Annotated in this window: 22 protein-coding genes; 8 read left to right on the forward strand and 14 right to left on the reverse strand. The window is 73.4% G+C overall.

From position 1 onward, the window contains the following. Positions 1-100 precede the first annotated feature (100 nt). The 3 genes from ACFXG1_RS10280 to ACFXG1_RS10290 form a co-directional block, all read right to left on the reverse strand. Entirely contained in the window at positions 101-1,393 is a 1,293-nt protein-coding gene (locus tag ACFXG1_RS10280) for an HRDC domain-containing protein (RefSeq protein ID WP_384723990.1), read from the reverse strand. Positions 1,394-1,471: 78 nt separating this feature from the next. Beyond that, on the reverse strand, positions 1,472-2,137 hold the full coding sequence (locus ACFXG1_RS10285) for a response regulator transcription factor (protein WP_006345827.1): 666 nt from the start codon (positions 2,135-2,137) through the stop codon (positions 1,472-1,474). Positions 2,138-2,584: 447 nt separating this feature from the next. After that, positions 2,585-3,271, reverse strand: a complete 687-nt coding sequence (locus tag ACFXG1_RS10290; protein WP_384742003.1) for a DUF3000 domain-containing protein — start codon at positions 3,269-3,271, stop codon at positions 2,585-2,587. 89 nt (positions 3,272-3,360) lie between these two features. On the opposite strand from ACFXG1_RS10290, the gene hemE reads away from it, so the two are divergent. Further along, complete coding sequence (gene hemE / locus ACFXG1_RS10295) at positions 3,361-4,425, forward strand: uroporphyrinogen decarboxylase (protein ID WP_384722889.1); 1,065 nt, start codon at positions 3,361-3,363, stop codon at positions 4,423-4,425. Between the two features lie 37 nt (positions 4,426-4,462). Here the strand turns inward: hemE and ACFXG1_RS10300 are convergent, their stop codons facing one another. Next, positions 4,463-5,854, reverse strand: coding sequence for an FAD-dependent oxidoreductase (locus tag ACFXG1_RS10300; protein ID WP_384742005.1), 1,392 nt, complete (start codon positions 5,852-5,854; stop codon positions 4,463-4,465). Between the two features lie 10 nt (positions 5,855-5,864). After that, on the reverse strand, positions 5,865-6,974 hold the full coding sequence (locus ACFXG1_RS10305; protein ID WP_384720344.1) for a DUF4349 domain-containing protein: 1,110 nt from the start codon (positions 6,972-6,974) through the stop codon (positions 5,865-5,867). Between the two features lie 214 nt (positions 6,975-7,188). Here ACFXG1_RS10305 and ACFXG1_RS10310 point away from each other — a divergent pair, with 214 nt between their 5' ends. Genes ACFXG1_RS10310 through hemQ form a run of 4 tightly spaced genes read left to right on the forward strand, consistent with a single transcriptional unit; the run spans position 7,189 to position 11,644 of the window. Further along, positions 7,189-7,764 carry an IS607 family transposase gene (locus tag ACFXG1_RS10310; RefSeq protein ID WP_384720341.1) on the forward strand — a complete coding sequence of 192 codons (576 nt, stop codon included), beginning with the start codon at positions 7,189-7,191 and terminating at the stop codon, positions 7,762-7,764. Beyond that, positions 7,757-9,565, forward strand: a complete 1,809-nt coding sequence (locus ACFXG1_RS10315) for an IS200/IS605 family accessory protein TnpB-related protein (RefSeq protein WP_384720338.1) — start codon at positions 7,757-7,759, stop codon at positions 9,563-9,565. Before ACFXG1_RS10310 ends, ACFXG1_RS10315 begins: the two co-directional genes overlap by 8 nt. After that, positions 9,562-10,926 carry a protoporphyrinogen oxidase gene (gene hemG / locus ACFXG1_RS10320; RefSeq protein ID WP_384742052.1) on the forward strand — a complete coding sequence of 455 codons (1,365 nt, stop codon included), beginning with the start codon at positions 9,562-9,564 and terminating at the stop codon, positions 10,924-10,926. The genes ACFXG1_RS10315 and hemG overlap by 4 nt, the downstream gene beginning before the upstream one ends. A gap of 4 nt (positions 10,927-10,930) precedes the next feature. Beyond that, positions 10,931-11,644, forward strand: coding sequence for a hydrogen peroxide-dependent heme synthase (gene hemQ / locus ACFXG1_RS10325; protein WP_384722928.1), 714 nt, complete (start codon positions 10,931-10,933; stop codon positions 11,642-11,644). A gap of 147 nt (positions 11,645-11,791) precedes the next feature. On the opposite strand, the gene ACFXG1_RS10330 is transcribed toward hemQ, so the two are convergent. The 8 genes from ACFXG1_RS10330 to ACFXG1_RS10365 all read right to left on the reverse strand — a co-directional run bounded on the left by ACFXG1_RS10330 (position 11,792) and on the right by ACFXG1_RS10365 (position 21,107). Next, a complete protein-coding gene (locus ACFXG1_RS10330) occupies positions 11,792-13,417 on the reverse strand; it encodes an alpha/beta hydrolase (protein WP_384742008.1) in 1,626 nt (541 codons plus the stop codon). 97 nt (positions 13,418-13,514) lie between these two features. Then, complete coding sequence (locus tag ACFXG1_RS10335; protein WP_384717625.1) at positions 13,515-14,324, reverse strand: TIGR04222 domain-containing membrane protein; 810 nt, start codon at positions 14,322-14,324, stop codon at positions 13,515-13,517. Between the two features lie 90 nt (positions 14,325-14,414). After that, positions 14,415-15,428, reverse strand: coding sequence for a TIGR04222 domain-containing membrane protein (locus ACFXG1_RS10340; RefSeq protein ID WP_384742011.1), 1,014 nt, complete (start codon positions 15,426-15,428; stop codon positions 14,415-14,417). Between the two features lie 63 nt (positions 15,429-15,491). Beyond that, positions 15,492-16,460 (reverse strand): TIGR04222 domain-containing membrane protein, encoded by a 969-nt coding sequence (locus ACFXG1_RS10345; RefSeq protein WP_384742012.1) that lies wholly within the window; start codon positions 16,458-16,460, stop codon positions 15,492-15,494. 108 nt (positions 16,461-16,568) lie between these two features. Further along, on the reverse strand, positions 16,569-17,549 hold the full coding sequence (locus ACFXG1_RS10350) for a TIGR04222 domain-containing membrane protein (protein ID WP_384742014.1): 981 nt from the start codon (positions 17,547-17,549) through the stop codon (positions 16,569-16,571). A gap of 268 nt (positions 17,550-17,817) precedes the next feature. Further along, positions 17,818-18,801 carry a TIGR04222 domain-containing membrane protein gene (locus ACFXG1_RS10355; RefSeq protein WP_384717634.1) on the reverse strand — a complete coding sequence of 328 codons (984 nt, stop codon included), beginning with the start codon at positions 18,799-18,801 and terminating at the stop codon, positions 17,818-17,820. Positions 18,802-18,805: 4 nt separating this feature from the next. Continuing rightward, positions 18,806-20,146 carry a DUF692 domain-containing protein gene (locus ACFXG1_RS10360; protein WP_384742016.1) on the reverse strand — a complete coding sequence of 447 codons (1,341 nt, stop codon included), beginning with the start codon at positions 20,144-20,146 and terminating at the stop codon, positions 18,806-18,808. Between the two features lie 235 nt (positions 20,147-20,381). Further along, entirely contained in the window at positions 20,382-21,107 is a 726-nt protein-coding gene (locus ACFXG1_RS10365) for a peptidyl-tRNA hydrolase (RefSeq protein ID WP_384721747.1), read from the reverse strand. 76 nt (positions 21,108-21,183) lie between these two features. On the opposite strand from ACFXG1_RS10365, the gene ACFXG1_RS10370 reads away from it, so the two are divergent. Both ACFXG1_RS10370 and ACFXG1_RS10375 read left to right on the forward strand, forming a co-directional pair. Then, positions 21,184-21,858: an AIM24 family protein gene (locus ACFXG1_RS10370; RefSeq protein WP_384721750.1), complete on the forward strand. Its 675-nt coding sequence runs from the start codon at positions 21,184-21,186 to the stop codon at positions 21,856-21,858. A gap of 98 nt (positions 21,859-21,956) precedes the next feature. Next, on the forward strand, positions 21,957-22,142 hold the full coding sequence (locus tag ACFXG1_RS10375) for a hypothetical protein (RefSeq protein ID WP_384721753.1): 186 nt from the start codon (positions 21,957-21,959) through the stop codon (positions 22,140-22,142). A 104-nt stretch (positions 22,143-22,246) separates the two neighbouring features. Here ACFXG1_RS10375 and ACFXG1_RS10380 read toward each other — a convergent pair whose 3' ends face one another. Further along, positions 22,247-23,083 carry a polysaccharide deacetylase family protein gene (locus tag ACFXG1_RS10380; protein WP_384742018.1) on the reverse strand — a complete coding sequence of 279 codons (837 nt, stop codon included), beginning with the start codon at positions 23,081-23,083 and terminating at the stop codon, positions 22,247-22,249. 151 nt (positions 23,084-23,234) lie between these two features. Between ACFXG1_RS10380 and ACFXG1_RS10385 the strand changes: the two genes are divergently transcribed. After that, complete coding sequence (locus ACFXG1_RS10385) at positions 23,235-23,747, forward strand: cupin domain-containing protein (RefSeq protein ID WP_384724125.1); 513 nt, start codon at positions 23,235-23,237, stop codon at positions 23,745-23,747. Positions 23,748-23,928 lie beyond the last annotated feature (181 nt).

Below are 23,928 nucleotides of genomic sequence, written 5' to 3' on the forward strand. Positions count from 1 at the left end.
GCAGCCGGAGGTTTCAAGGGCGCGCGGAACTGCGCGAACAACCACAGACGGCCCGCGGTCGGCCGACGACCTGTAGAGGCGCGCACCGAACCCCGTCGGGTTAGCGCCGCGTCAGAGCCTCCGTGAGGGGCGGGGCCACCAGCTCCCGCTGCCAGGCGCGGGCGCCGAGGGACGCGAGCGCCGCCGTGACCGACTCCGGGGAGATCTCGCGCGGCGGCTCCCAGCAGACCCGGCGGACCGTGTCGGGGGAGATCAGGTTCTCCTGGGGGAGGTTCAGCTCCTCCGCCAGGGCCGTGATCGCCGTCCGCGCCGCGGAGAGCCGTGCCGCCGCGGCCGGGTCCTTGTCGGCCCAGGCCCTCGGCGGAGGGGGGCCCGCCAGTTGCTGGCCGGGCTGCGGCAGCTCGATGTCCGGGAGTCCCCGGGCCCGGTCCACGGACGCCTGCCACTGTTCGAGCTGGCGCCGGCTCATCCGGTTGCCGAAGCCCGCGACCCCCGCCAGCGCGTGCGCGTTCGGCGGCAGGGCGAGCGCGGCCTCGACGATCGCCGCGTCGCTCAGCACCTTGCCGGGGGAGACGTCGCGCCGCTGGGCGATCCGGTCACGGGTGTTCCACAGCTCCCGGACCACCGCCATCTGGCGGCGCCGCCGCACCTTGTGCATACCGGACGTACGGCGCCAGGGGTCCTTGCGCGGCGGCGGCGGCGGTGCCGTCGCGATCGCGTCGAACTCCTGGTGCGCCCAGTCCAGCTTCCCCTGCCGGTCCAGCTCCTTCTCCAGCGCGTCGCGGAGATCGATCAGCAGCTCGACGTCGAGGGCCGCGTACCGCAGCCAGGGCTCGGGCAGCGGCCGGGTCGACCAGTCGACGGCCGAGTGGCCCTTCTCCAGCGCGTACCCGAGGACGGACTCGACCATCGCGCCCAGTCCGACCCGGGGGAATCCGGCCAGCCGCCCGGCCAGCTCGGTGTCGAAGAGCCGGGTGGGGACCATACCTATCTCGCGCAGACAGGGCAGGTCCTGGGTGGCGGCGTGCAGGATCCACTCGGTTCCGGAGAGCGCCGAGCCGAGTACGGAGAGATCGGGGCAGCCCACGGGGTCGATCAGGGCGCTGCCCGCGCCCTCGCGCCGCAGCTGGACGAGGTAGGCGCGCTGGCCGTAGCGGTAGCCGGACGCGCGCTCGGCGTCGACGGCCACCGGGCCGCTGCCGGCCGAGAACGCGGCCACGACGGCCGCGAGCCCTTCGGCGTCGGCGACGACCGGGGGGATGCCCTCACGGGGCTCCAAGAGGGGGGTGGGGGCCTCTTCGGGCCCCTTCCCGGCTGCGACGCCGGCGTCCGGGGGAGCGCCCCCGGCGGTTCGCAGTGCGGTCTCTGCTGCGGGGTTATGGGCGTCGGTCACGTGTCAAGGGTATCCGTGAACCCGGCGCGCCTGTCGACGGAAACGATCCGTCGGCAGGCGCGCGTGGGAGCGAAGGGGTCAGTGGATGATGCCCGTGCGCAGGGCGACCGCCACCATTCCCGCCCGGTCGCCGGTGCCGAGCTTGCGCGCGATCCGGGCCAGATGGCTCTTCACGGTGAGGGCGGACAGGCCCATGGAGACGCCGATGGCCTTGTTCGACTGGCCCTCCGCAACCAGCCGAAGCACTTCGACCTCACGGCCGGACAGCTCGCGGTAGCCACCCGGGTGGCTGGGGGCGCCCGGCGGGCGGCGGTGGCCGAGCCTGGCCGCCGCCGCGCCGATGGGCGCGGCACCCGGCCGGGTGGGGTGGCCGATATTGGTCCGGGTGCCGGTGACGACATAGCCCTTCACACCGCCCGCGAGGGCGTTGCGCACGGCGCCGATGTCGTCGGCGGCGGAGAGCGCGAGGCCGTTGGGCCAGCCGGCGGCGCGGGTCTCGGAGAGCAGGGTGAGCCCCGAGCCGTCGGGGAGGTGGACGTCGGCGACGCAGATGTCGCGCGGGTTGCCGATGCGGGGACGGGCCTCCGCGATGGACGACGCCTCGATCACGTCCCGTACGCCGAGCGCCCAGAGGTGGCGGGTGACGGTGGAGCGGACGCGCGGGTCGGCCACCACGACCATGGCGGTCGGCTTGTTCGGACGGTAGGCGACCAGGCTGGCGGGCTGCTCGAGAAGGACGGACACCGGGCTCCTCCTGGGGGGAAGGTGCGGGGACGGGGCCGGCTCGGGGATAAAGCCGGGGCGTTCCGTGAAGTTAGGGTCATTGACCTATTCGGCAGGCCGTCCGGTGTCCTTTAGGAAATGATCACGATCCAGTGATAAATAGGCGCAATTCGGACAGGCGATCGAGCGTGACACCCCTGGGGAAAGGGCCGTATCCGGAAGCGGCGGCTGTACGGGTCCGGGACCGGTGTCGGCGTACACAACCGGAACCGGACCCGGAACCGGAAGCAGAGGTACGGAAACGGGAGCGGCGGTACGGAAACGGAAGCCGCCGCGCGGAAACGGGCGTACGGAGACGGGCGTACGGAAACGGCCGTGCGGCCCGGGAATCCGCTCCCGGGCCGTACGGCCGTCGTCCTCATGGGCCCGGCGCACGGCACAGCGCCCAGCGCCCGGCGCCCGGCGGTGTCAGCGGTGCTGCGGACCCCGCCGCTGCGGCAGGGTCACCACCCCCGTCACCGTCTCCGCCCCGCCCACCGGCACCGGTGGCAGCCCCGCGATCTGGCAGAGCAGATCGCACCAGGCCGCCAGGTGCGCCCGGGTGTCCGGCACCCCGCCCGCGCCCTCCTCCGGGGTCCAGGAGGCCCGGATCTCGATCTGGGTCGCCGGGCGGCGGGGCGAGAGCCCGCCGAAGTAGTGGGACCCGGCCCGGGTGACGGTCCCGCTCGGCTCCCCGTACGCCAGCCCTCGGGCCTCCAGCGCGCCCGTCAGCCACGACCAGCACACCTCCGGGAGCAGCGGATCCGCCGCCATCTCCGGCTCCAGTTCGGCCCTGACCAGGGTCACCAGGCGGAACGTACCCTGCCAGGCGTCGTGCCCGGCCGGATCGTGCAGCAGCACCAGACGCCCGTCCGCCAGGTCCTCGTCGTCGTCGACGACCGCCGCCTCCAGGGCGTAGGCGTGCGGGGCCAGCCGCTGCGGGGGCCGGGCGGGGTCCACCTCGATCTCCGGGCGCGGCCGGGCCGCCCTCAGTGCCTCGACGGCCAGCCTGAAGGCCCGCGGGACGGTATCGCCCTCCGCGTCGTCCCCCGGGCCTGTGCCGTCCGGTTGTGAATGTTCAGAATGATCGGAAAAACGTCCCTGAGCCGCAGCCATGCGGGGAAGACTAGGCGGAACGGGGCTCCTCGGGGGCAAGGACACCCGGCGGGGCCGCCGGTTTTCCGGGCCGTGCGAAGATTTGGGGCGTGAGCGCCAACGACCGCCCCTCGGGCCAGCCGCCGAAGACGTACGATTCGACCTTTCTGAGGACCTGCCGCCGCGAACCGGTGCAGCACACCCCCGTCTGGTTCATGCGGCAGGCGGGGCGGTCGCTGCCCGAGTATCTGAAGGTGCGCGAGGGCATTCCGATGCTGGAGTCGTGCATGCGGCCCGAGCTGGTCAAGGAGATCACCCTCCAGCCGGTACGGCGGCACGGCGTCGACGCGGCGATCTACTTCAGCGACATCGTCGTCCCCCTCAAGGCCATCGGGATCGATCTCGACATCAAGCCCGGTGTGGGCCCCGTCGTCGCCGAGCCGATCCGTACCCGCGCCGATCTCGACCGGCTGCGCGATCTGACCCCCGAGGACGTCTGGTACGTCACCGAGGCCATCGGTCTGCTCACCGCCGAACTCGGCGCCACCCCGCTGATCGGCTTCGCGGGCGCCCCGTTCACCCTCGCCAGCTATCTCGTGGAGGGCGGCCCCTCCCGCAACCACGAGCACACCAAGGCGCTGATGTACGGCGACCCGCAGCTGTGGGCGGATCTGCTGGACCGGCTCGCGGAGATCACCTCCGCGTTCCTGAAGGTCCAGATCGAGGCGGGCGCGAGCGCCGTCCAGCTCTTCGACTCCTGGGTCGGCGCGCTGGCCCCCGCCGACTACCGCCGCTCGGTCATGCCGGCCTCCACGAAGGTCTTCGACGCGGTCGCCGGATACGGCGTCCCCCGGATCCACTTCGGCGTCGGTACGGGCGAACTGCTCGGCCTCCTCGGCGAGGCCGGGGCCGATGTCGTCGGCGTCGACTGGCGCGTCCCGCTCGACGAGGCCGCCCGCCGGGTCGGCCCCGGCAAGGCCCTCCAGGGCAATCTGGACCCCGCCGTCCTGTTCGCCCCCCGCGAGGCCGTCGAGACGAAGACCCGGGAGGTGCTCTCCGCCGCGAAGGGCCTCGAAGGGCATGTCTTCAACCTGGGCCACGGAGTGCTGCCCACGATGGACCCGGACGCGCTGACCCGGCTGGTCGAGTTCGTCCACACCGAGACCGCCCGCTGAGCCCCACGGGGGCGCCCGCCGGACGCCCCCGTACCGGCTACTTCGCCGTCAGCGCCCCGACCGCCTTGCGGGCGGCGACGAGGACCGGGTCCCAGACGGGGGAGAAGGGCGGGGCGTAGCCCAGGTCGAGCTGGGTCATCCGCTCGACCGTCATCCCGGCGGTCAGCGCCACGGCCGCCACGTCGACCCGTTTCGCCGCGCCCTCGCGGCCGACGATCTGAAGCCCGAGCAGCCGTCCCGTACCGCGTTCCGCGAGGATCTTCACGGTCATCGGGGCGGCGTCCGGGTAGTACCCGGCACGGCTGGTGGACTCCACGGTCGCGGTGACGTACTGGAGTCCGACCGCCGTCGCGTCCTTCTCCCGCAGCCCGGTCCTGGCGATCTCCAGATCGCAGACCTTGCTGACGGCGGTGCCCACGACGCCCGGGAACGTGCCGTAGCCGCCGCCGACGTTGGCGCCGATGATCTGGCCGTGCTTGTTGGCGTGGGTGCCGAGGGGGACGTGCCGCTCCCGGCCCGAGACCAGGTCGAGGACCTCCACGCAGTCGCCGCCCGCCCAGATCGCGTCCTGGCCGCGGACCCGCATCGACAGATCGGTCAGCAGACCGCCGTACACCCCCGTCGGCAGCCCCGCCGCGGCCGCCAGTGCCGTCTCCGGCTCCACCCCGATCCCGAGGACCACCACATCCGCCGGATACTCGGCGTCCGCCGTCGTCACCGCCCGCACCCGGCCGTCGGCGCCGGTCAGGACCGCGGTCACCTCGGCCCCGTTCACCGTCGTGATGCCGAGACCGTCCATGGCGGTGTGCACCAGCCGCCCCATGTCCGGGTCGAGGGTGGCCATCGGCTGCTCGCCCCGGTTGAGGACGGTGACGTCGAAGCCGCGCAGCAGCATCGCCTCCGCCATCTCGACCCCGATATAGCCCGCGCCCACCACGACCGCGCGGCGCGACCTGCCGCCCTCCCCGGGCCCGAGGGCGCGCAGGGTGTCGAGGAGGGCCTGGCCGTCACCGAGGTTCTGCACCCCGTGGACGCCCGGCGCCCCGATCCCGGGGATCGGCGGCCGGATCGGCCGGGCGCCGGTGGCGATCACCAGCCGGTCCCAGCCCGTCCAGGACTCGGCGCCGCTCTCCAGGTCCCGGGTCCGCACCCGGCCCCGGTCGGTGTCGATCTCCGTGACCTCGGTCCGCATCCGCAGATCGATCGCGCGGGCCCGGTGCTCCTCCGGTGTCCGGGCGATCAGGTCGTCCCGGTTCGCGACCCGGCCCCCGATCCAGTACGGGACCCCGCACGCCGAGTAGGAGGCGAAGCGGCCGCGCTCGAAGGCGACGATCTCCAACTCCTCCGGCGTGCGGAACCTGCGTGCCTGCGACGCGGCGGACATCCCCGCCGCGTCGCCCCCGATGACCACCAGTCGCTCCGTTGTCATGCGCCACACGCTACGCGGGCCCCCGAGCGGCCCCCCGACCGGCCGAAGCCGCGTCGGTGTCCGTATCCGTGTCCGTGTCCGCGTCCGTGCCCGTATCCGTGCCCGTACCGGCCTCCGGTGCGGATCCGCGGCGCAGGGCCCGGCGCCGCAGCGACCACCACACCGCGCCGCCGAGCGCCAGCGGCAGCAGGAACGGCAGTACGGCGCCGATCACGATCGCGGTCCAGCGGACCGTCGCGACCAGCGCGTCCCAGCCGCCCGCCACGGCGTCCCCGACACTCGGGTCGTCGTCCTTCTTCTCCGTCACCTGGTTCGACCGCGGCTCCCGGTAGTCGAGGGTGATCGTCGACAGGGCGGTCCGGTTCTTCAGCGACGACTGCTGGGCAAGCAGCGACTCCAGATCGGCCTGCCTGCGGCCCAGTTCGCCCTCCAGCGCGACCACGTCCGTCAGCCGCTCTGCCCGCTCCATCAGCGCCCGTACCCGGGCCACGCTCGCCCGCTGGCTGGCGATCCGGCTCTCCACGTCCACGACCTCGTCGGTGACGTCCTTGGCGTCGGTCTCGCGTGACACCACCTTGCCGCCGCGCGCCAGCGCCGTGAGCGTCGCGTCGTACTGCTCCTGCGGGACGCGGATCACGATCAGGGACGACGACGCGACGGAGGCGTCGATATCGCCGTCGCCGTCGTCGTCCTCGGTGGCACCGGCGGCGAAGCCCGAGTTCTCCTCACTCACGAAACCGCCCCGCGCCTCCGCGATCCGGCGGGCCTGGGCGATCGCCTTCTCCACATCGGCGACCTCGACCTGGAGTTCGGCGGTTCTGATCACATGGAGCCTCAGCGGCGGCGGCTTGCTCCGGCCGCCGTCGGAGGTGCTCCCCGAGCCCGGTTTCACGGCGGGGCCGTCCGTCTTCCCGGCCGCCTTCCCGTCCTGCTCGCTCTGCGCGTTCTCCTCGGTGCCCTGCTGGTCGGCCGCCGCCCGCCCGGCGCCCGTGCCCCGGTCCTCCGCGGCCGCGCCCTTGTGCGCCGCCGTATCCGCCTTGTCGCCGTCGCCCGCGCTGCACCCCGCCAACGCCAGTCCGCCGGCCAGCGCCAGCGCCACCCAAGCCCTTCGAGCACGCATATCCGTCACCCCCATCGGCGCGGCCCGTCCTCGGGTGCCGCGCCCGCGTCTTCGGTTGTCCGTCGTCTCTTGGACGGAGCGGGGGCCGGGGCCGTTTGCCCGCAGGGGTTCCGAACCGGTCACGTTCGGGACTCGGAACGGGGTTTTCAACTGCTGGTCTTCAAGGTCGGGTGAGTGAGCGTAACCATGTGTGAGTGAGTGTCGTTGTCAGAGCATGAATCTCACGGAATGGGCGAAGACGCAGGGCGTGCATCCGCAGACCGCGTATCGCTGGTTCCGTGAGGGGACGCTGCCGGTACCGGCTCAGCGGGTTGGCCCGCGCACGATCCTCGTGAACGTGGGGGTCAATGCCGCGCTTGAGGCGATCGGAGGGCTGGGCCTGTATGCCCGTGTCTCCTCCCATGACCAGAAGACCGACCTGGAACGGCAGGTCGCCCGGCTGTCCCGGTGGGCGGCGCAGGCCGGCCACCGGGTGGTGCGGGTGGAGGCGGAGATCGCATCAGGTATGAACGGTGCCCGCCCCAAAGTCAAGCGGCTGCTGGCCGATCCGGACGTGACCACGGTGGTGGTCGAGCACAAGGACCGGCTGGGCCGGATGAACACCGAACTTGTCGAAGCCGCCTTGTCCGCACACGGGCGCCGCCTCGTGGTCCTTGATGACGGCGAGGCCGAAGACGATCTGGTGCGCGACATGGTGGAGGTGCTGACCTCGTTCTGCGCTCGCCTGTACGGTCGCCGGTCGGCGAAGAACCGGGCCCGCAAGGCTTTGGAGGCCGCCGAACATGGCTGACTCCACACTGCGCACGATCGAGGCGCCGTTCGTTGCGCTGGGCCCGTCCGGGATTGCGATCCGCACCGGCATCAAGGGTATGTCCCAGTGGGACCGTGAGGTGCTGCCCCTGGTGGGCGCACACCTGGGTTCGCTGGCTTCCGCCGACCTCAAGGCACGTTGCCGGGCGGGTACCGATCACGACAGCAACCAGTGGGCGGAGCGTAAGCGTGCCCTGACCGAGGAGTCGTCCTCGCGCTGGGCCGGGAGCATGACGAAGGCCACCCACGACCAGTGGGGCCTCTCGCGCCGTGCCCAACTCGCCCACATCCACAACCTTGAGGCCGGGGTGCGCACGATCGCGCACCGCCTGTCCCAGCCGGTCGGGGAGAAGGGCACGAAGCGGGCGCCGGGCGGCTACCGCACGAAGGGGGAGTGGTTCCAGAAGGCCCGGCGCCTGCATGTGCTGGAAGACCGGCTGGAGCGCGAGCGGTCCGACCGTGAGGCCGGCGTCGTGCACGTGGCGCGGGGCGGGAAGCGACTGGCTCGCAACCGGCACAATCTGGAAGCTGCCCAGCTCACCGAGTACGAGTGGCGGCAACGCTGGCATGCCGAACGCTGGTTCCTCCAGGCGGACGGGGAGTCGGGGAAGCGTTTCGGGAACGAAACCATCCGCGTCAGCTCGGGCGGCGAGGTCAGCATCAAGCTCCCGGCTCCGCTGGCGCACCTGGCCAACGCCCCGCGCGGCCGGTACGTGCTCGACGGCCGGATCAACTTCCGGCACCGCGGCGAAGAGTGGGCCGACCGCGTATCGGCGAACCGTGCTGTCGCCTACCGCATCCACCTGGACGTGGACCGGGGCCGCTGGTACCTCACCGCGTCGTGGACGATCCCGCCGGTCCGGACCGTTCCCCTGACCGTAGCCAGGGCGAACGGGCTCATCGGTGTGGACACCAACGCCGACCACTTCGCAGCGTGGCGTCTGGATGAGCACGGCAACCCGATGGGTGAGCCCCGCCGATTCTTCTACGACCTCGACGGGCCGGCCACCTACCGGGACGCCCAGGTGAGGCACGCCCTCACCCGCCTCCTTCGCTGGGCACGGCGCGAAGGCGTCTCCATCGCGATCGAGGACCTGGACTTCGGCGCGGAGAAGACGCGGGAGAAGCACGGCGGCAGGAAGCGGTTCCGCAAGCTGATCTCCGGCATGCCCGTCGCCAAACTGCGGGCACGGCTCGTGTCCATGGCCGCCGAACTCGGCATTACCATCGTTGTCGTCGACCCCGCCTACACCTCCCGCTGGGGCGCCGAGCACTGGCAGAAGCCCCTCAGCAGCAAGAACCGCAAGACCACCCGCCACGACGCCGCCGGCGTCGCGATCGGGCGACGCGCTCTCGGACACCGCGTCCGGCGACGGACGGCACCGCCCCCACACGACCAGAGCGATCGTGTGGGGCATCGGACCGCCCAGGCCGGACACGGCACCCGCGGGCGTGAGGAAACCCGCCCCCGCATCCCCGGACCACGGACACAATCCGTGTCACCGGACGCGGCGCGAACGCGGGTGACCAGTGCATCCACAACCGTTCGGGATGCGCCAGTCAACCAGGTTCGGGTCCAAGACCCACTCCTGCTCACTGATGAGGAACGGTTTGAGAGAGTGGGGACATGGATTCCGCGCACGCCGGCGCCGTCGCCGACCCCGACCCACGTTCCGCCGCCGCATCCGGCACCGCATCCGGCACCGCCCCGGCGGGGCCCCCGGGCCACGCCGTCGTCGTCGGCGGCGGTATCTCCGGGCTCGCCGCCGCGCAACGGCTGACGACCGCGGGCTGGCGGGTGACCCTGCTGGAGGCCGCCGCCAGGGTCGGCGGCAAGCTCCGGGCGGGGGAGATCGCGGGCGTCCCCGTCGACCTGGGCGCCGAGTCCCTGCTCGCCCGCCGCCCCGAGGCCGCCGACCTGGCCCGCGCCGTGGGCCTCGGCGACCGCCTCCAGCCGCCCGCCACCGCATCGGCCGCCGTCTGGACCCGCGGCGCCCTGCGGCCGATGCCCAAGGGCCATGTCATGGGCGTCCCCGCCGACGCCGAGTCCCTCGCCGGACTGCTCTCCCCCGAGGGTCTGGCCCGGATCGACCGGGACCGCGAGCTGCCGCCCGCCGACCTCGGCGAGGACGTCGCCGTCGGGCGCTACGTCGCCGACCGCCTCGGCCGGGAGGTCGTCGACCGGCTGGTGGAGCCGCTCCTCGGCGGGGTGTACGCCGGTGACGCGTACCGCATCTCGATGCGCGCCGCCGTCCCCCGGCTGTTCGAGGCCGCCCGCCGCCACACGTCCCTCCTGGACGCCGTCCGCGCCGCCTTGGAGGAGTCCCGGGCCCAGCCGCAGGACGGACCCGTCTTCCTCGGGATCGCGGGCGGTGTGGGCACCCTGCCGCTCGCCGTCGCCGACGCGGTACGCGCGGGCGGCGGCGAGCTGCGGACCGGCACCCGCGCCCTCGGCCTGGCCCGAGCCGACGGCGGCTGGCGTGTCCGTACCGACCGTGACGAGGTCCTCGCGGCCGACGCCGTGGTGATCGCCACCCCCGCCTGGTCGACCGCCGAACTGCTGGCCGCCGAGTGCCCGGCCGCCGCGGCCGAGATCGGCCGGATCGAGTACGCCTCGATGGCCCTGGTCACCCTCGCGTTCCGCCGTACCGACCTCGAAGGCGTTCTCCCCGACGGCAGCGGCTTCCTGGTCCCCGCCGCCGACGGCCGGACGATCAAGGCGTCCACCTTCTCCGGCCGCAAATGGCGCTGGGCCGACGAGGCATCCGCCGACGAGGGCCTCTTCCTGCTCCGGACCTCCGTGGGCCGCTACGGCGACGAGGACCACATCCACCGCGAGGACGGCGAACTGGTCGAGGTGTCGCTGCGCGACCTCGGGGCCGCCACCGGACTCGCCGCCCGGCCCGTGGCGAGCACCGTGACCCGCTGGATCGGCGGTCTGCCGCAGTACCCGGTCGGCCATCTCGCCCGCACCGCCCGGATCCGCGCCGAGGTCGCGAAACTGCCCGGCCTCGAGGTCTGCGGGGCCGCGTACGACGGCGTCGGCATCCCCGCCTGTATCGCCGACGGCCGACGCGCCGCGGATGTGATCATCGCGATGCCGACCCGGGCGACGGGCGGCGGAGAGGGCGCGGGACAATAGCCTCATGAGTGCGCCAGAAAAGATCCCGAACGCGGGCAAGAAGGCCAAGGACCTCAACGAGGTCATCCGCTACACGCTGTGGTCGGTCTTCAAGCTGCGCGACGTGCTGCCCGAGGACCGCTCCGGCTGGGCCGACGAGGTCCAGGAGCTGTTCGACAAGCTCGCGTCCGAGGACGTCACGATCCGCGGTACGTACGACCTCTCCGGCCTCCGCGCCGACGCCGATCTGATGATCTGGTGGCACGCGGAGACCGCGGACGAGCTGCAGAGCGCGTACAACCTCTTCCGCCGGACCCGGTTCGGCCGGACGCTGGAGCCGGTGTGGTCCAACATGGCGCTGCACCGCCCCGCGGAGTTCAACAAGTCGCACATCCCCGCTTTCCTGGCCGACGAGCGGGCCCGCGAGTACGTCAGCGTCTACCCGTTCGTACGGTCGTACGACTGGTATCTGCTCCCCGACGAGGACCGTCGCCGGATGCTCGCCGACCACGGCAAGATGGCCCGCGGCTACCCCGACGTCCGGGCCAACACGGTCGCCTCCTTCTCCCTCGGCGACTACGAGTGGCTGCTCGCCTTCGAGGCCGACGAGCTGCACCGGATCGTCGACCTGATGCGCCATCTGCGCGCATCCGAGGCGCGGATGCACGTCCGTGAGGAAGTCCCGTTCTACACCGGCCGGCTCAAGTCCGTGGCGGACCTGGTGGCGGACCTCGCCTGACGATTTTCGTCCGGGAAGGCGGTCGCCGTCACGGTGACCGCCTTCTCTCTGAGAAGATTCTCCGCGGAGGAGGTCCGGGGGCCGCGTCGCCCCCGGCAGGGAAACCGGAGGCGAGGCCGCGCGGGCCCGCCTCCGTGGCCCGGAAGATCAGACGGCGGGACGCGGCAGCCCAGGCTGCGGCATCCCCCGCTCCAGCGACACCGGGTCGGGTTCCGGGTGCGGCGCGCACGACGCGCGCCGCACCGGCGCCTCGCCGCGCAGCAGATACTCCTCCATATAGGCGTTCACGCAGTCGTTCGAACCGCCGCCGACGCCGTGCGTGCCCGCGTCCTCCTCGGTGATCAGCACCGCGCCCTTCAGCCGCCGTGCCAGCTCCTTCTGCCCCTCGTACGGTGTCGCCGCGTCCCGTTCGGCCGCCAGGATCAGCACCGGCGGCAGCGCGCCCCAGCGGGTCCTCACCTCCAACGGCCGCTGCCGGGGCGGCGACCAGAACGCGCACGGCAGATTCATCCAGGCGTTGTCCCAGGTCTCGAACGGTGCCTTACGGGCCAGGGCGCTGTTGTCGCGGTCCCAGACCGCCCACTCGGTGGGCCAGGGCGCGTCGTTGCAGAGGATCGCCGTGTAGACGGCACGGGAGTTCTCGGACTCCGCCGCCCACGCCTCGCGCGGCGACGCCTGCCGGACCAGCGGTTTCTCATCGCCCCGCAGATACGCCGACAGGGCCTTCGCCAGGACCGGCCAGTAGCCGTCGTAGTAACCGGCGCCCAGGAAGGCCGACTGGAGCTGCGCCGGGCCGACCTTGCCGCCCGCGGGCTCCACCGCCAGCCGGGCCTTCACCTCGTCGTAGCGGCGGGCCACCGCGCCCGGTGTCGTCCCCAGGCCGAAGACGCCGTCGTGACGGGCGACCCAGGCCCGGAAGTCCGCCCAGCGGCGTTCGAACGCGAAGGACTGGTCGAGGTTGTTGCGGTACCAGATCTTCTCCCGGGCCGGATGCACCGCCGAGTCGAACACCATCCGGCGCACATGCGAGGGGAACATCGTGGCGTACAGGGCGCCGAAGTACGTGCCGTAGGAGGCGCCCATGAACGTCAGCTTCTCCTGGCCGAGCGCGGCGCGCAGCACATCGAGGTCGCGGGCGTTGTTCAGGGACGTGTAGTGGCGCAGCTTCGCGCCCGAGCGCCGGGCGCAGCCGTCGGCGTACGCGCGGGCCTCCGCCACCCGTTCGCGCTTGAACGCGGGGGAGGGGTACGTCTCCGACGCCGACGGCGCCTTGATGTGCCGCTCCGGCTCCTCGCAGGACAGCGGTGCCGAGCGGCCGACGCCCCGCGGGGCGTAGCCGACGAGGTCGTAGGCGCCGGCGATGCGCCGGAAGGCGTCCAGCCCGCCGACGAGCGGGAAGAACATGCCCGACGCGCCGGGGCCGCCCGGGTTGTAGACCAGCGCGCCCTGGTGCTCGGAGGGTTCGCCGGTCGCCGCGATCCGGCTGACGGTCAGGGCGATCCGCGCGCCGTCCGGGTCCGCGTAGTCGAGGGGCACCTCGACCGATCCGCAGGAGACGGTCTCCGGCAGCCCCTCGGAGTCCGGGCAGGGGCCGTACGCGATGCCCTCGGCGGCGGCCCGGGCGGCGGCGACCGCGGTGCCCCGGATCTCCGGGTCCGGCGGCTCGTCGTGTCCCCGGATCGCGGTACCGTTCGCGGCCGGTACCGTCAGTGCCGACAGGACCAGCGACCCCAAGGCGGCCGCCAGCCCGTATCCCACCCCTCGATTCCTCACGTTCCGCATCCCTCTCCGCAGACGGTATATGACATACGGTCAAGGGATTTTTCGGGGTATGTGTCGAGCTGTAAAGCACCTTTGTCGAGTGTCGTGGTCAATGCCCCCGATGCGCCGTGCGGTAGATCGCGCGCCCCTGCCGTCCGCCGTCGAGAGCCCGGCGGAGCAGGGGATCGTCGAGGGTGTCGGGGCCGCCGACCGCGAGCGCCGTGAGCCGCCCCCGTTCGGCGTCGTCCGGGGCGGTGATCGGCCCCGACAGGGCGAGGCGGCCCTCGGGGGACGCCCAGTCGAGATACGGCCGCACCTCGATCCTGCCGATCAGCAGGGCGCTGAGGGTGAGCAGCAGCGGCAGGCCGAACCACGGCAGGATCGCGGATCCGGCCGGTCCTTCACCGCCCGGCAGCGCCAGGGCGGCCACCGTGAGGGCCGGTACGGCGACGGCGGCGGCGCGGACCCCGCGTACCGCGGCGGCCGAACGGATCCGGGCGGCGTCGGGCACGGCGAGTCCGGCGCCGGTCAGCCGGTCGGCGATGGCCCGTACGGCGTCGGCGGATCCGGCGGCCCGGCGGACGGCGTCGGTACGGGCCTGGTGGCCCGCGGGCCCTATCGCCCGGATCACCGAACGCTCCAGCACGTCGTCGGTGTCGGCGTCGACGACGGTGGCCCAGCCGGTGTGCGCGAGCAGCAGCGCGCGGCGCCGGTGCATGCCGACCAGGGTGACGTCCATGACCCGGCCGGGGCCGCCGGAGAGGAAGGCGGCCTCGTGGAGGGTGAGTTCGGGGCGGCGGAGCGGACGGCGGGCGCGGCGGGCCGCCGGACCGGCGGCGGCCACGGCGGCGGCGCACAGCCGCGCGCAGGCGGTACCCGCGACGGCCCAGGCGGCGACCAGCAGAAGGATGCGGAGCATTGCCGTGTTGTACGCGAGGAGGGGCCCGGGCCGCCAGGGGTTTTCGCCGGGGCGGTGCGGTCGGGGAGGACGGGGCTCCCGGGGCGCGGCTCAGATCGCGCCCCCGCCCCCGCCGCAGGACGACCCGCCTCCGCCGCCCCCGCAGGACGAACCGCCGCCGCAGGAGGAACCCCCACCTCCGCCGCCGCACGACGAACCGCCCCCGCCGCCTCCGCAGGAGGAGCCCCCGCCGCCTCCTCCGCAGGACGAACCGCCCCCGCCGCACCAGGTGGCACCGCTTCCGTCGCAGCCACCGTCACCGGAGAAGGCCGGGACCGAGGCGAAGGGGACGGCGGCCGCCGCCATCATCGAACTCCGGATGTCCGAGGCGGCCCGGGCCGGGCCGCCCAGGGCCACCCGGTTCCGCCCGCGGTCGCCGTGCCGGCGGGTGTACCGCCGCAGGGCGCGCCGTCCGGCGGGCGAGACGTTGCCGCGGGTCGTCGTGGCGCATCCGAAGGCGACCATCGCCGCCGGGACGATGACGGGCAGCATCAGGAAGAGGAACGGGAAGGACATGCTCTCCATCCCGAACGCGATGACGAAGGTCAGGACGAAGGAGACGGGGAGACATCCCAGCAGTACGCCGCCCTGGATCCAAGCCCATCGGTGTACCGCGCGGCGGGCGGTGGACGGCCGGCCCAGCAGGCCCCGGGCGGCGAGGCCGTCACCGATCTCCTGGACGCTCGGGGAGGCCGCCACGGCACCGCGCAGGGCGGCGAGGGCGGAGTTCCCGTCTTCCTCGGCCAGTTCGACGACGGTCCGCGTCACGGCGTCGTACGGCCGCCTCTTCCGTACCTCGACGAGCCCCGGGCCCCGGACGGCGATCGCACCTTTCCTGTGCAGGGCTTCGATGGCGGTGTCCGCGACGCGGGTGGGTCCGCCGCTGAGGAAGGCCGCCTCGTAGACGTCGCGGACGCGGCGTTCCGTGCCCCGGTAGCGGCGCACGCCGAGCCGGCCGGTGACGGCGAACGCGATCGCCAGCGACACGGTGAGGGCGGCGACGGTGAGGACGACCGGGACGGCGAAGGGGGCGTCCTGGTAGGCGCCGACGACAAAGCTGACCACGAGTGCTCCCGGGGTGCGGTGGACGGACGGATTCGGGCGGCGGGGGGCGCGGACACCGCGGTGTCAGACACCACCCCCGCAGCCGCCACCGCAGCCACCGCCACCGCCGCCTCCGCCGCACCCCCCGCCGCTCCCGCTCCCGCCCCCGCCGCCGCCCCCGCAGGAGGAGGAGCCGCAGCCGCCACCGTCGCCCGAGCCGGAAGCGCACCAGGCGATGGTGGTGTTCGAACCGGTGTTGCAGCCGGTGTAGCTGCTCGGACCGGGCGACGTGAATACCGTCACCCCTGCCGCGCCCATCATGATCCGTCTGACATCACGGTCCTCGACCACCGCCGGACCCTTGAGCGCGACCAGGACCACCGGGTTCACCGTTCGGTGGTGACGGCCCCGGTACAGCCGCAACGCGGAGCTCCCCTCCGGGGACAGCCGCATCCGCGCCCGGACGCCGGAGTGCTTGGCCAGCAGATATCCGATGATGAGCAGCGGGGGGAGGGCGATCAGGGGCAGGGCGGCGGCCGAGTCGTAGAAGAAGGCGACGAGACCGAAGCCGACCGGGATTCCGAGGGCGAAGATGAGCTGCTGGGTCCTGGCCCAGCGGACCACCCTGTCCCGGGCCGGGCTCGGGCGGATCAACAGCCCGCGGTCGGCGAGGTCGTCGCCGAGCCGCTGGACGGTGGGGGAGGTGGCGATCTCCTTCCGGAGCGCACCGAGCGCGCCGCTGTCGGCGGCCCGGACGGTGTCGAGCACGGTACGCGGGATCTCACCCGAGACGGTGCTGTCGCCGCGGCCCGGGGTGATCACACCGGGTCGGGCGACGGTGATCATCCCGTCGGTGTGGAGCCGGATGATCGCGGTGTCGGCGACCCGCCCGGGACCGCCGCTGAGGAAGGCCGCTTCGTAGAGGTCGTCCAGCGGGGCCCGTCGGCCCCGGTCGGGCCGCTTGCTGGTGACCGAGGCGGCGATGAGCAGGGCCGCGGTGAAGGCGGCGACGAGTACGGCGGCGGCGATGGCCGCCGGGGTGGCGATATCCATGGATGTCTCCTGTCGACCGATTCCGAAGACTCCGGCCGGCCCGGTCCGGGCCCGCCGGAGCACCGTGCGAGGTGGGATGACGCCGGTACGGGGAGGTGGTCGGGGAGGTCAGCAGCCGCCCCCGCCCCCGCAGGAGGAGCCCCCGCCGCCCCCGCACGACGAACCCCCTCCGCCGCACGACGAACCCCCGCCGCCTCCGCAGGACGACCCGCCCCCGCCGCCTCCGCCTCCGCCTCCGCAGGAGGAGGAGCCGCTGCCCCCGCCGTACGAGGAGTCGCCTCCGGCGGAGCTGCCGCACCACACACCGGTGACCGTGACGCCGCCGTCGGAGTACACGGGCGCGACGATCGGTACGGCGGCGGCCGCGAGCAGCACGGCACGGGTCTGGTTGTCGGAGGCGCTGCGCGGGCCTTCGAGCGCCACATCGCTGCCGGGGTGGTGCGAGGGGTAGCAGTTCCGGATGTAACTGTTCACCGCCTGACGGCCCTTGGTGGTCGTATGCCGGTGGAGCGCGGCCATCACGACGGCCGTGACCAGCACGCTCGGAATGATCAGCGGTACGACCATGGCCGCCAGCGGTATGCCCCCGTCGTAGCCGAAGACCGTCCTCAGGACGACGGCCGGGATCGCCGCCAGGAGCAGGATCATCTGGGTGATCGCCCAGCGGCGGACGTTCCGCCGCGTCCGGACGGGTCCGACGAGCAGTCCGGCGCGGGCCAGCCGGTCACCGATCTCCTGGACCACCGGCGAGAGCGCCACCTCCCGCCGCACCTCGGAGAGCGCCCCGCTCTCCGCGTTCCGCAGGGCCGTGAGGACGGCCTGCTGTATCGGGTCGGCCGGGGCGACCCCCGTGGCGGTGACGAAACCGGTGGCGGCGATCCGCAGCTGTCCGGCACCGATCATCTCCGCCACGGCCGTGTCCACGACCCGGGCCGGACCACCGGTCAGAAAGGCGACTTCGTAGAGCTCGGGGTCGCTCCGCAGCGGATCGGTGGCCCGCCGCCGGACGACACAGGCGGCGACGATCAGCGACACCGTCGCGGTGAGGATGAACGCGTCGATGAGGAGGGCTTCGGTCACGGTGCTCACAACGGGCACCTCCTGACTGGATATATGCGATGAAAAGGTTCATTCGGTCGGCTGTGATGCCGTCACCGGGTATGCCGGTGGCGCCCGGGGGTGGTGGGGTGGCCGGGGCGTGGCGGTGTGGGGCCGTTCGAGCGGGGTCGTACGGTGCTACGGGTGCGCGGGGCCACCGGAGGGCGGGATCGCCCTCCGGGCCGCCTCCGCGCAGGTCAGTTCAGGCGGGCCGGTTCACGTGATGGGTACACGAAGGCCGGATCGGGTCACGGTGCCATCAGCCGCAGCCGCAGCCGCCGCACCCACCGCAGCCTCCGCCGTCACCACCGCCGCCGTCACCGCCTCCGTCGGCTCCACTGCCGCCTCCGCCGCAGCTCGCGCCGCCGCGGTTGTCCACGCTTCCGCCGCAGCTCTTGCCGTCGTCGCCGTTCGCGCCGCACCAGGACGCCGCCTGTTGGTCGGCGGCGACGGCCGGTACCGCGACCAGCCCGACGACCGCGACCCCCGCGGCTGCGGCCATCAACTTCCGTACCGTGGTGTCCTCGACGCCTTTGAGCCCCAGGACGGCGACCCGTCCGGAGGGTGTCGACGCGTGCTTGAAGTTCCTCCGGTGGACGGCGAGCGCCACCGCCCCGGCGCCGGTCAGCCGGTCGCTCGCCTTGTCCGCCACCAGGGCGGACACGATCAGGCCCACCAGCAACCCGGGCCCCGTGTAGAGGACGAACGGGCCGTCGACGTCCTTCCACTCCCCCAGGTAGCCGGCCGCGGTGACCGCGATCGAGACGAGGATGCCCGCGAAGAACAGCTGAGCCTGGAACGAACCCCACCGGTGGATCAGCCGGCGGTCCGGAGCCGGTGCCAGCATCAGCCCCTTTTCCGCGAGACCGTGGCCGATCCGCTGGACCGCGGGGTAGCGCGCCGCGGTGTGACGGAGGGTGTTCAACGCGCCGTCGGGCACGTTCTCGGCGGCGTCCAGGACCGCGCGCTCCACCGCGTCGACGGCCTCGGCCCGCTCGACGGTGACGATGCCGGGCTCGGTGATCAGGATCCTGCCGTCGGCGCTCATCGAGGCGAGTGCGGCGTCCACGGCCCGCAGCGGGCCGCCGCCCAGGAAGGCGGCGTCGTACGTGTCCTCGATCGAGACCTTCGTACCGTGGCCGCGCCGGTGCCTGCGGTGGGTGGTCACCCCCTCCACGAGGAGCCACAACGTCAGCACGCCGACCACGACATTCACCAGGACGGAAACGGTGCCCAGTTCCACGGCGTCACCTTCTGACGAGTACGGCGCGGGCCGCTCGGGCCGCGCGGAAGATCCGGTCGGTACGTCGCCGGGGACGTACCCCGGCCCGCTCCTGCCACCACCGCGTCAGCCGCTCGCGCGCCTCGGCGTCCTCGGGACGGCCCGCGACCAGCAGATGCTCGGCGAACGACATCGCGTCGCGCCGGTACCCGGACCGCATCGGCCGGTTCCTGGCGTACGTGAGGAAGGCGCTCCGGTACTCCCGGCCGAGGATCTCCGGCAGCTCGGGCGCGATCTTCGCCACCACCCGCGACCGCTTCACCGCCAGCGCCCGGCTCTGCACCCGCAGCCTGCGCTGGTCGAACTCCTCGGGCGCCGGGGTCCCGGCGACGAGCGACGACAGCAGCGCGGCCTCGGCGATCCCCAGCCGCCCCCGCGCGCCCTCGTCCGCCGCGGGCTGCGGCGGCACGGATCCGGACACGGATGCGGATGCGGATACGGGGCCGGGCACGTCCGCCGGGTCGGGGCGGGGCGGGCGCGACGACTCCAGCACCGTACGGATAGCGTCCAGTTCGGACGCCAGCTCGGCCTCCGGCGGGAAGTCGTCGTCCCGCTCCAGCAGCACACCGGGCGGCGCGACCCGCGACGTCAGCTCGCGCAGTACATCGAGGACCGGCTCGGGCACCGGATGGGCGTGGGTGTCGTGCCAGACCCCGTCACGCTCGACACCGCCCGCGACATGGACGTACGCGATCGCCTCCACCGGCAGCTCGGCCAGCGCCTTCGCGGGGTCCTCACCGCGGTTGACGAAGTTGGTGTGGAGATTGGCCACATCGATCAGCAGCCGGACCCCGGTCCGCTCGACCAGCTCGGCCAGGAACCGGCCCTCGGTCATCTCCTCGCCCGGCCAGGCGATCAGCGCCGCGATGTTCTCCAGCGCCAGGGGCACCGGGAGCTGGTCCTGGGCGATCCGGACGTTCTCGCAGAGCACGGCCAGGGCGTCCCGGGTCCGGGGGACCGGCAGCAGGTGCCCGGCCTCGAGCCGGGGCGAAGCGGTGAGCGGGCCGCCCGCGCGGACGAACGCGATGTGCTCGGTCACCAGCGGCGAGCCGAGCGCCTTCGCCCGCTCCGCGAGATCCTTCAGCCGCTGTTCGTCGGGCCGGTCGGCGCCGCCGAGCCCCAGGGACACACCGTGCGGGACGACGGTCACTCCCCGGGCGCGGAGCCGTTCCACGGACGCGGGGAGGTGGCCCGGGCAGATGTTCTCCGCCACCACCTCGACCCAGTCGACGCCCGGCAGGCGCTCCACCGTCTCCGCGATCTCGGGCCGCCAGCCGATGCCGGTGCCGAGTATGCCGTGCCGCATCGTTTCCTCCCCCTGGTCCCTGTACGGTACGCCCCACCCGTGAGGGTGTGTACCGAGGACTATGGCCCCGCCGTGTGAGCGTGAACCCCGGAACTGGGACGTTCAGAGCATGACTTGAGGTTCCCTGTGAGGCGGTTCGGCGGACATCGGTCCGTTCCCCCGCACCCCGCGTCGCGGTGACGCTTCACCGTGCCGACCGGGCGGGCCCCAGGTCCTGGGGAGAAAGAGTTCGGCGTCAGCGCAGCGCCGGATGGTCGGCGACCACCGTGCAGGAGCCCGGGGCGATCTCGGTGAAACCGGCGTCCCGTACGACCGGCAGTCCGGACGACACCAGGGACGCCCAGCGCTCCGGCGAGGCCGTACGGACCGCGAGGGCGAAGCCGTCCGCCGCCCATGCCTTGCGCTCCGCGTCGCCCAGCTCCCACCAGGCGAGCTGGGCGCCGTGTCCGGCCTGGGCCATCGCCTTGCCCGCGGACATCGCGACATCCGGGCCGAGCCAGAGGACGGGGGCGCCGGCGGCGGGCGGGGCCGGGGGCCCGGGGTCGGCCAGTTCGGTGCCGGACACCTGGAGCTTGACCAGTTCCTTGGGCCAGCCGTCCAGCGGTACCGGCGGGTAGACCCGGACCTCCGCCGTCGTACCGGTCACGGTGATCCCCGGCAGCTCCGCCGCGCGCCGCCACTCCGCGCCGCGTGCCCGGCGGACCACCTTGCGGATCCGGGCGTCCTGCCAGTCCCGCATCGCGCCCGCCCACGCGCCGTCCCCGTGGGACCGCTCGTCGGCCAGGATCGTCAGGACCGCGCGGGCGGCCGTCTCCAGCGCGTCCGTACGGGCGGGAGGCGCGGCCTTCTCGATCCGGGCGACGAGCGGCAGGACGAACTGCCGGGCCTCGTCGCGATCGGTCTCCTCGTGCCGGAACGGGGAGGAGGGGGCGGAGTCGGAGGTGGTGGAATCGCTGCTCACCCCGTCCAGTCTGCCAGCCGGGACGGACCGTCGAAATTCTTGGCGTATACCGCCCGTCCGGGTGAGGATGCGCGGTATGAAAAGCGACCTCTTCTCCTCCGAGAACATGGCTCAGCCCGCGGCTCAGCCGGGGCTGACCCAGCAGAACCCCAAATCGGTCAAGTACGCCGTCAACGGCGAGATGCACGCCCGCCAGGGGTCGATGATCGCCTACCGCGGCAATCTCCAGTTCGAGCGCAAGGGGCAGGGCCTCGGCGGCATGCTCAAGCGGGCGGTGACCGGTGAGGGACTGCCGCTGATGGTGGTCAAGGGACAGGGCGAGGCGTGGTTCGCCCACGAGGCCGCGAACTGTTTCATCGTCGAGCTGGAGCACGGTGACGCGCTCACCATCAACGGCCGCAACGTGCTCTGTTTCGACGCCACCCTCTCGTACGAGATCAAGACGGTGAAGGGCGCCGGTATGACCGGTGGCGGCCTCTTCAACAGCGTTTTCACCGGCCACGGCAAGCTGGCCCTGATGTGCGAGGGCCACCCGGTCGTCATCCCGGTCTCCGCCCAGCAGCCGGTGTACGTCGACACCGACGCGGTCGTCGGCTGGAGCGCGCACCTGGAGACGTCCCTGCACCGCTCCCAGTCCGTCGGCTCCATGATCCGCGGCGGTTCCGGCGAGGCGGTCCAGCTCGTGCTCTCGGGCGAGGGTTTCGTCATCGTCCGCCCGAGTGAGCTGGTGCCGCAGAAGTCCGGCAGCTGACACCCGTACCCGTACACCTGTTGTATCCGTGCGTACGGCCGCGGGGCGGTCGTCGGATCGTCCCCGGCCGGCCCGGCGGACCGCCGTATCCTGGTGACATGGACACTTCGCCGTACTGCGAGAGCGACGGTCGGGCCGGACGGGAGCCGGCGGCCGCGGGGCCGCCGTTCGCGGAGTGCGTGCTGTGCCGGGAGCCCACCGAGTACCCGGAGTCGACCAGGGGCGTCACGCTCTGCCCGGTGTGCGAGTGGCAGGAGGCGCAGCGCGCGGCCTGCTCGGGCTGACCGCGCCGGTCCGTATCGCCGCCCGGTCCTGTCCGGGTCCCGGCTCCCGGGTCCTGGGCCGGTCCCGCCCCGCCCCGGCCCGGGCCGGGGCGTCCCGGCGCGTCTCAGCGCGCGGGGCGCATCAGCTCCGAGACCTTCACCATCCGGTAGCCCCGGCGCCTCAGCTCCGGTACGACCTTCCTGATCGCCGCCTCCGTTGTCGGCGCGGCGCTGAGGGTGCAGTGCAGCACCACCACCGATCCTGGCCTCACCCCCGCCAGTACCTGCTCGGCGACCGCGTCCGCGTCCGTCGCGAAGGCGTCGCCGCCGACGACGTCCCACTGCACCGCCGTCACCCCGGTCGGGCCGATCGCGCGCAGCGCCGTGTCGTCGTGGCAGCCGCCGGGGAAGCGGAAGTACGGGACGACGTTCCGCGCGCCCGCCGCGCGGAACGCGGCGAAGGCCCGGTCCACATCCGCCCTCATGTCCTTCGCCGCCAGGGCCGGGAGCCCGTAGCAGGGGGACTTGAAGGCGTGGTGGCTGTAGGAGTGGTTCGCCACCTCGAACCGGGGATCCGTGCCGATCGCCCGCGCCTGGTCGGGGTACTCCTCCGCCCAGCGGCCCGTCATGAAGATTGTGGCCGGGACGTCGAGCGTCCGCAGCGCGTCGACGAGACCGGGGTTGTCGAAGCGTTCGCCGCGGGCCGCGCGCGGCCCCTGGTCGGCGGTCATATCCGCGTCGAAGGTGAGGGCGACGGTCTTCTCCGCCCGGTCGGCGGGGACGGCGGACCGCGAGAAGACCGGGGCGGAACCGCCGGGCCCCGGCGCCAGTCCCGGCACGGCGGGAGCGGGGGTCGCGCCCGCCGCCTCACGGGCCGGGGCGGCGGCGGTCCCGGCCGGTGCCCCGGACTCCCCGGCGCAGCCCACCAGGAGGGTGCCCGCCACGGCCAACGTTACCGCCATACGTACGTTGATCATCACAAAAGGAAAATAGATGATCGTTCCGGTGCGGGGGCGCCGTGTTGCGGCCGTGTCGGGAACCGGGTCAGGCTGTCCACCCGAGCGGGTGCGCCCCGCGCCCGCGCGGCCCGTGACATCTGTCCAGGAGGTTTCGATGGCCCCGCCCCCCACGGCGTCCCCCACGGCCGGAGTACTCACCCGCCCCACCGACCCGCGGGCCGTGCCCGAAGACCGGGGCGGCGCGGTGTGGCGGCTCGCGGAGTCCGGCCGGCAACTGGACGCCAATGTCGTCAGGGTGTTGCCGGGCAGCCGTATCGACAGCCATGTCGAAGCCGATCTGGACGTCCTGCTGTGCGTGCTCGGCGGGGCCGGTGAACTGGAGACCGGCACGGGGGCGCAGGCGCTGGAGCCCGGCTGTGTGGCCTGGCTGCCCCGGGGGGAGCGGCGCGCGCTGTCCGCCGGGGCGGAGGGGCTCACCTATCTGACCGCGCACCGGCGCAGGCCGGGTCTCGGGATCCGCCCGGCGGCGGGCGGGGTCGCGCCCCGGGAGGAGGGCGGGGAGGCGGCGTGTCTGCTCGGGCTGATCTGTCCCGGTTGCGACCGGCCCGCGGACGGCATCGGCGCGCGGTTCTGCTCGCGCTGCGGGACGGCACTGCCGGTGGCCTGAGCCGGAAGAGTCCAAGGCCGCCGCTCCCGCGGCCCTACGGCCACGGGAGCGGCGGGCCCGGGACGGGTGCCCGGGCCCCCGGCGGGGGGGGGGCGGGCCCGGGGGCCCGGGTGGGGGCGGGGGGGGGCGGGGGGGGGGAGGTTGGGGACAAAGGGGCCGTGTGGGGGGGGGGCACCCCCCC

This window comes from Streptomyces sp. NPDC059248 (assembly GCF_042753905.1).
In the GTDB taxonomy this organism is placed as follows: domain Bacteria; phylum Actinomycetota; class Actinomycetes; order Streptomycetales; family Streptomycetaceae; genus Streptomyces.

What these genes read in the sequence shown, in the direction of transcription:
- ACFXG1_RS10360 (WP_384742016.1), bottom strand. Translation starts at nt 20,146, where the DNA reads ATGCGGCACGGCATACTCGGCACCGGCATCGGCTGGCGGCCCGAGATC.
- hemQ (WP_384722928.1), top strand. Translation starts at nt 10,931, where the DNA reads ATGAGTGCGCCAGAAAAGATCCCGAACGCGGGCAAGAAGGCCAAGGAC.
- ACFXG1_RS10385 (WP_384724125.1), top strand. Translation starts at nt 23,235, where the DNA reads ATGGCCCCGCCCCCCACGGCGTCCCCCACGGCCGGAGTACTCACCCGC.
- ACFXG1_RS10290 (WP_384742003.1), bottom strand. Translation starts at nt 3,271, where the DNA reads ATGGCTGCGGCTCAGGGACGTTTTTCCGATCATTCTGAACATTCACAA.
- ACFXG1_RS10300 (WP_384742005.1), bottom strand. Translation starts at nt 5,854, where the DNA reads ATGACAACGGAGCGACTGGTGGTCATCGGGGGCGACGCGGCGGGGATG.
- ACFXG1_RS10375 (WP_384721753.1), top strand. Translation starts at nt 21,957, where the DNA reads ATGGACACTTCGCCGTACTGCGAGAGCGACGGTCGGGCCGGACGGGAG.
- ACFXG1_RS10370 (WP_384721750.1), top strand. Translation starts at nt 21,184, where the DNA reads ATGAAAAGCGACCTCTTCTCCTCCGAGAACATGGCTCAGCCCGCGGCT.
- ACFXG1_RS10345 (WP_384742012.1), bottom strand. Translation starts at nt 16,460, where the DNA reads ATGGATATCGCCACCCCGGCGGCCATCGCCGCCGCCGTACTCGTCGCC.
- ACFXG1_RS10335 (WP_384717625.1), bottom strand. Translation starts at nt 14,324, where the DNA reads ATGCTCCGCATCCTTCTGCTGGTCGCCGCCTGGGCCGTCGCGGGTACC.
- ACFXG1_RS10380 (WP_384742018.1), bottom strand. Translation starts at nt 23,083, where the DNA reads ATGGCGGTAACGTTGGCCGTGGCGGGCACCCTCCTGGTGGGCTGCGCC.
- ACFXG1_RS10310 (WP_384720341.1), top strand. Translation starts at nt 7,189, where the DNA reads ATGAATCTCACGGAATGGGCGAAGACGCAGGGCGTGCATCCGCAGACC.
- ACFXG1_RS10315 (WP_384720338.1), top strand. Translation starts at nt 7,757, where the DNA reads ATGGCTGACTCCACACTGCGCACGATCGAGGCGCCGTTCGTTGCGCTG.
- ACFXG1_RS10305 (WP_384720344.1), bottom strand. Translation starts at nt 6,974, where the DNA reads ATGCGTGCTCGAAGGGCTTGGGTGGCGCTGGCGCTGGCCGGCGGACTG.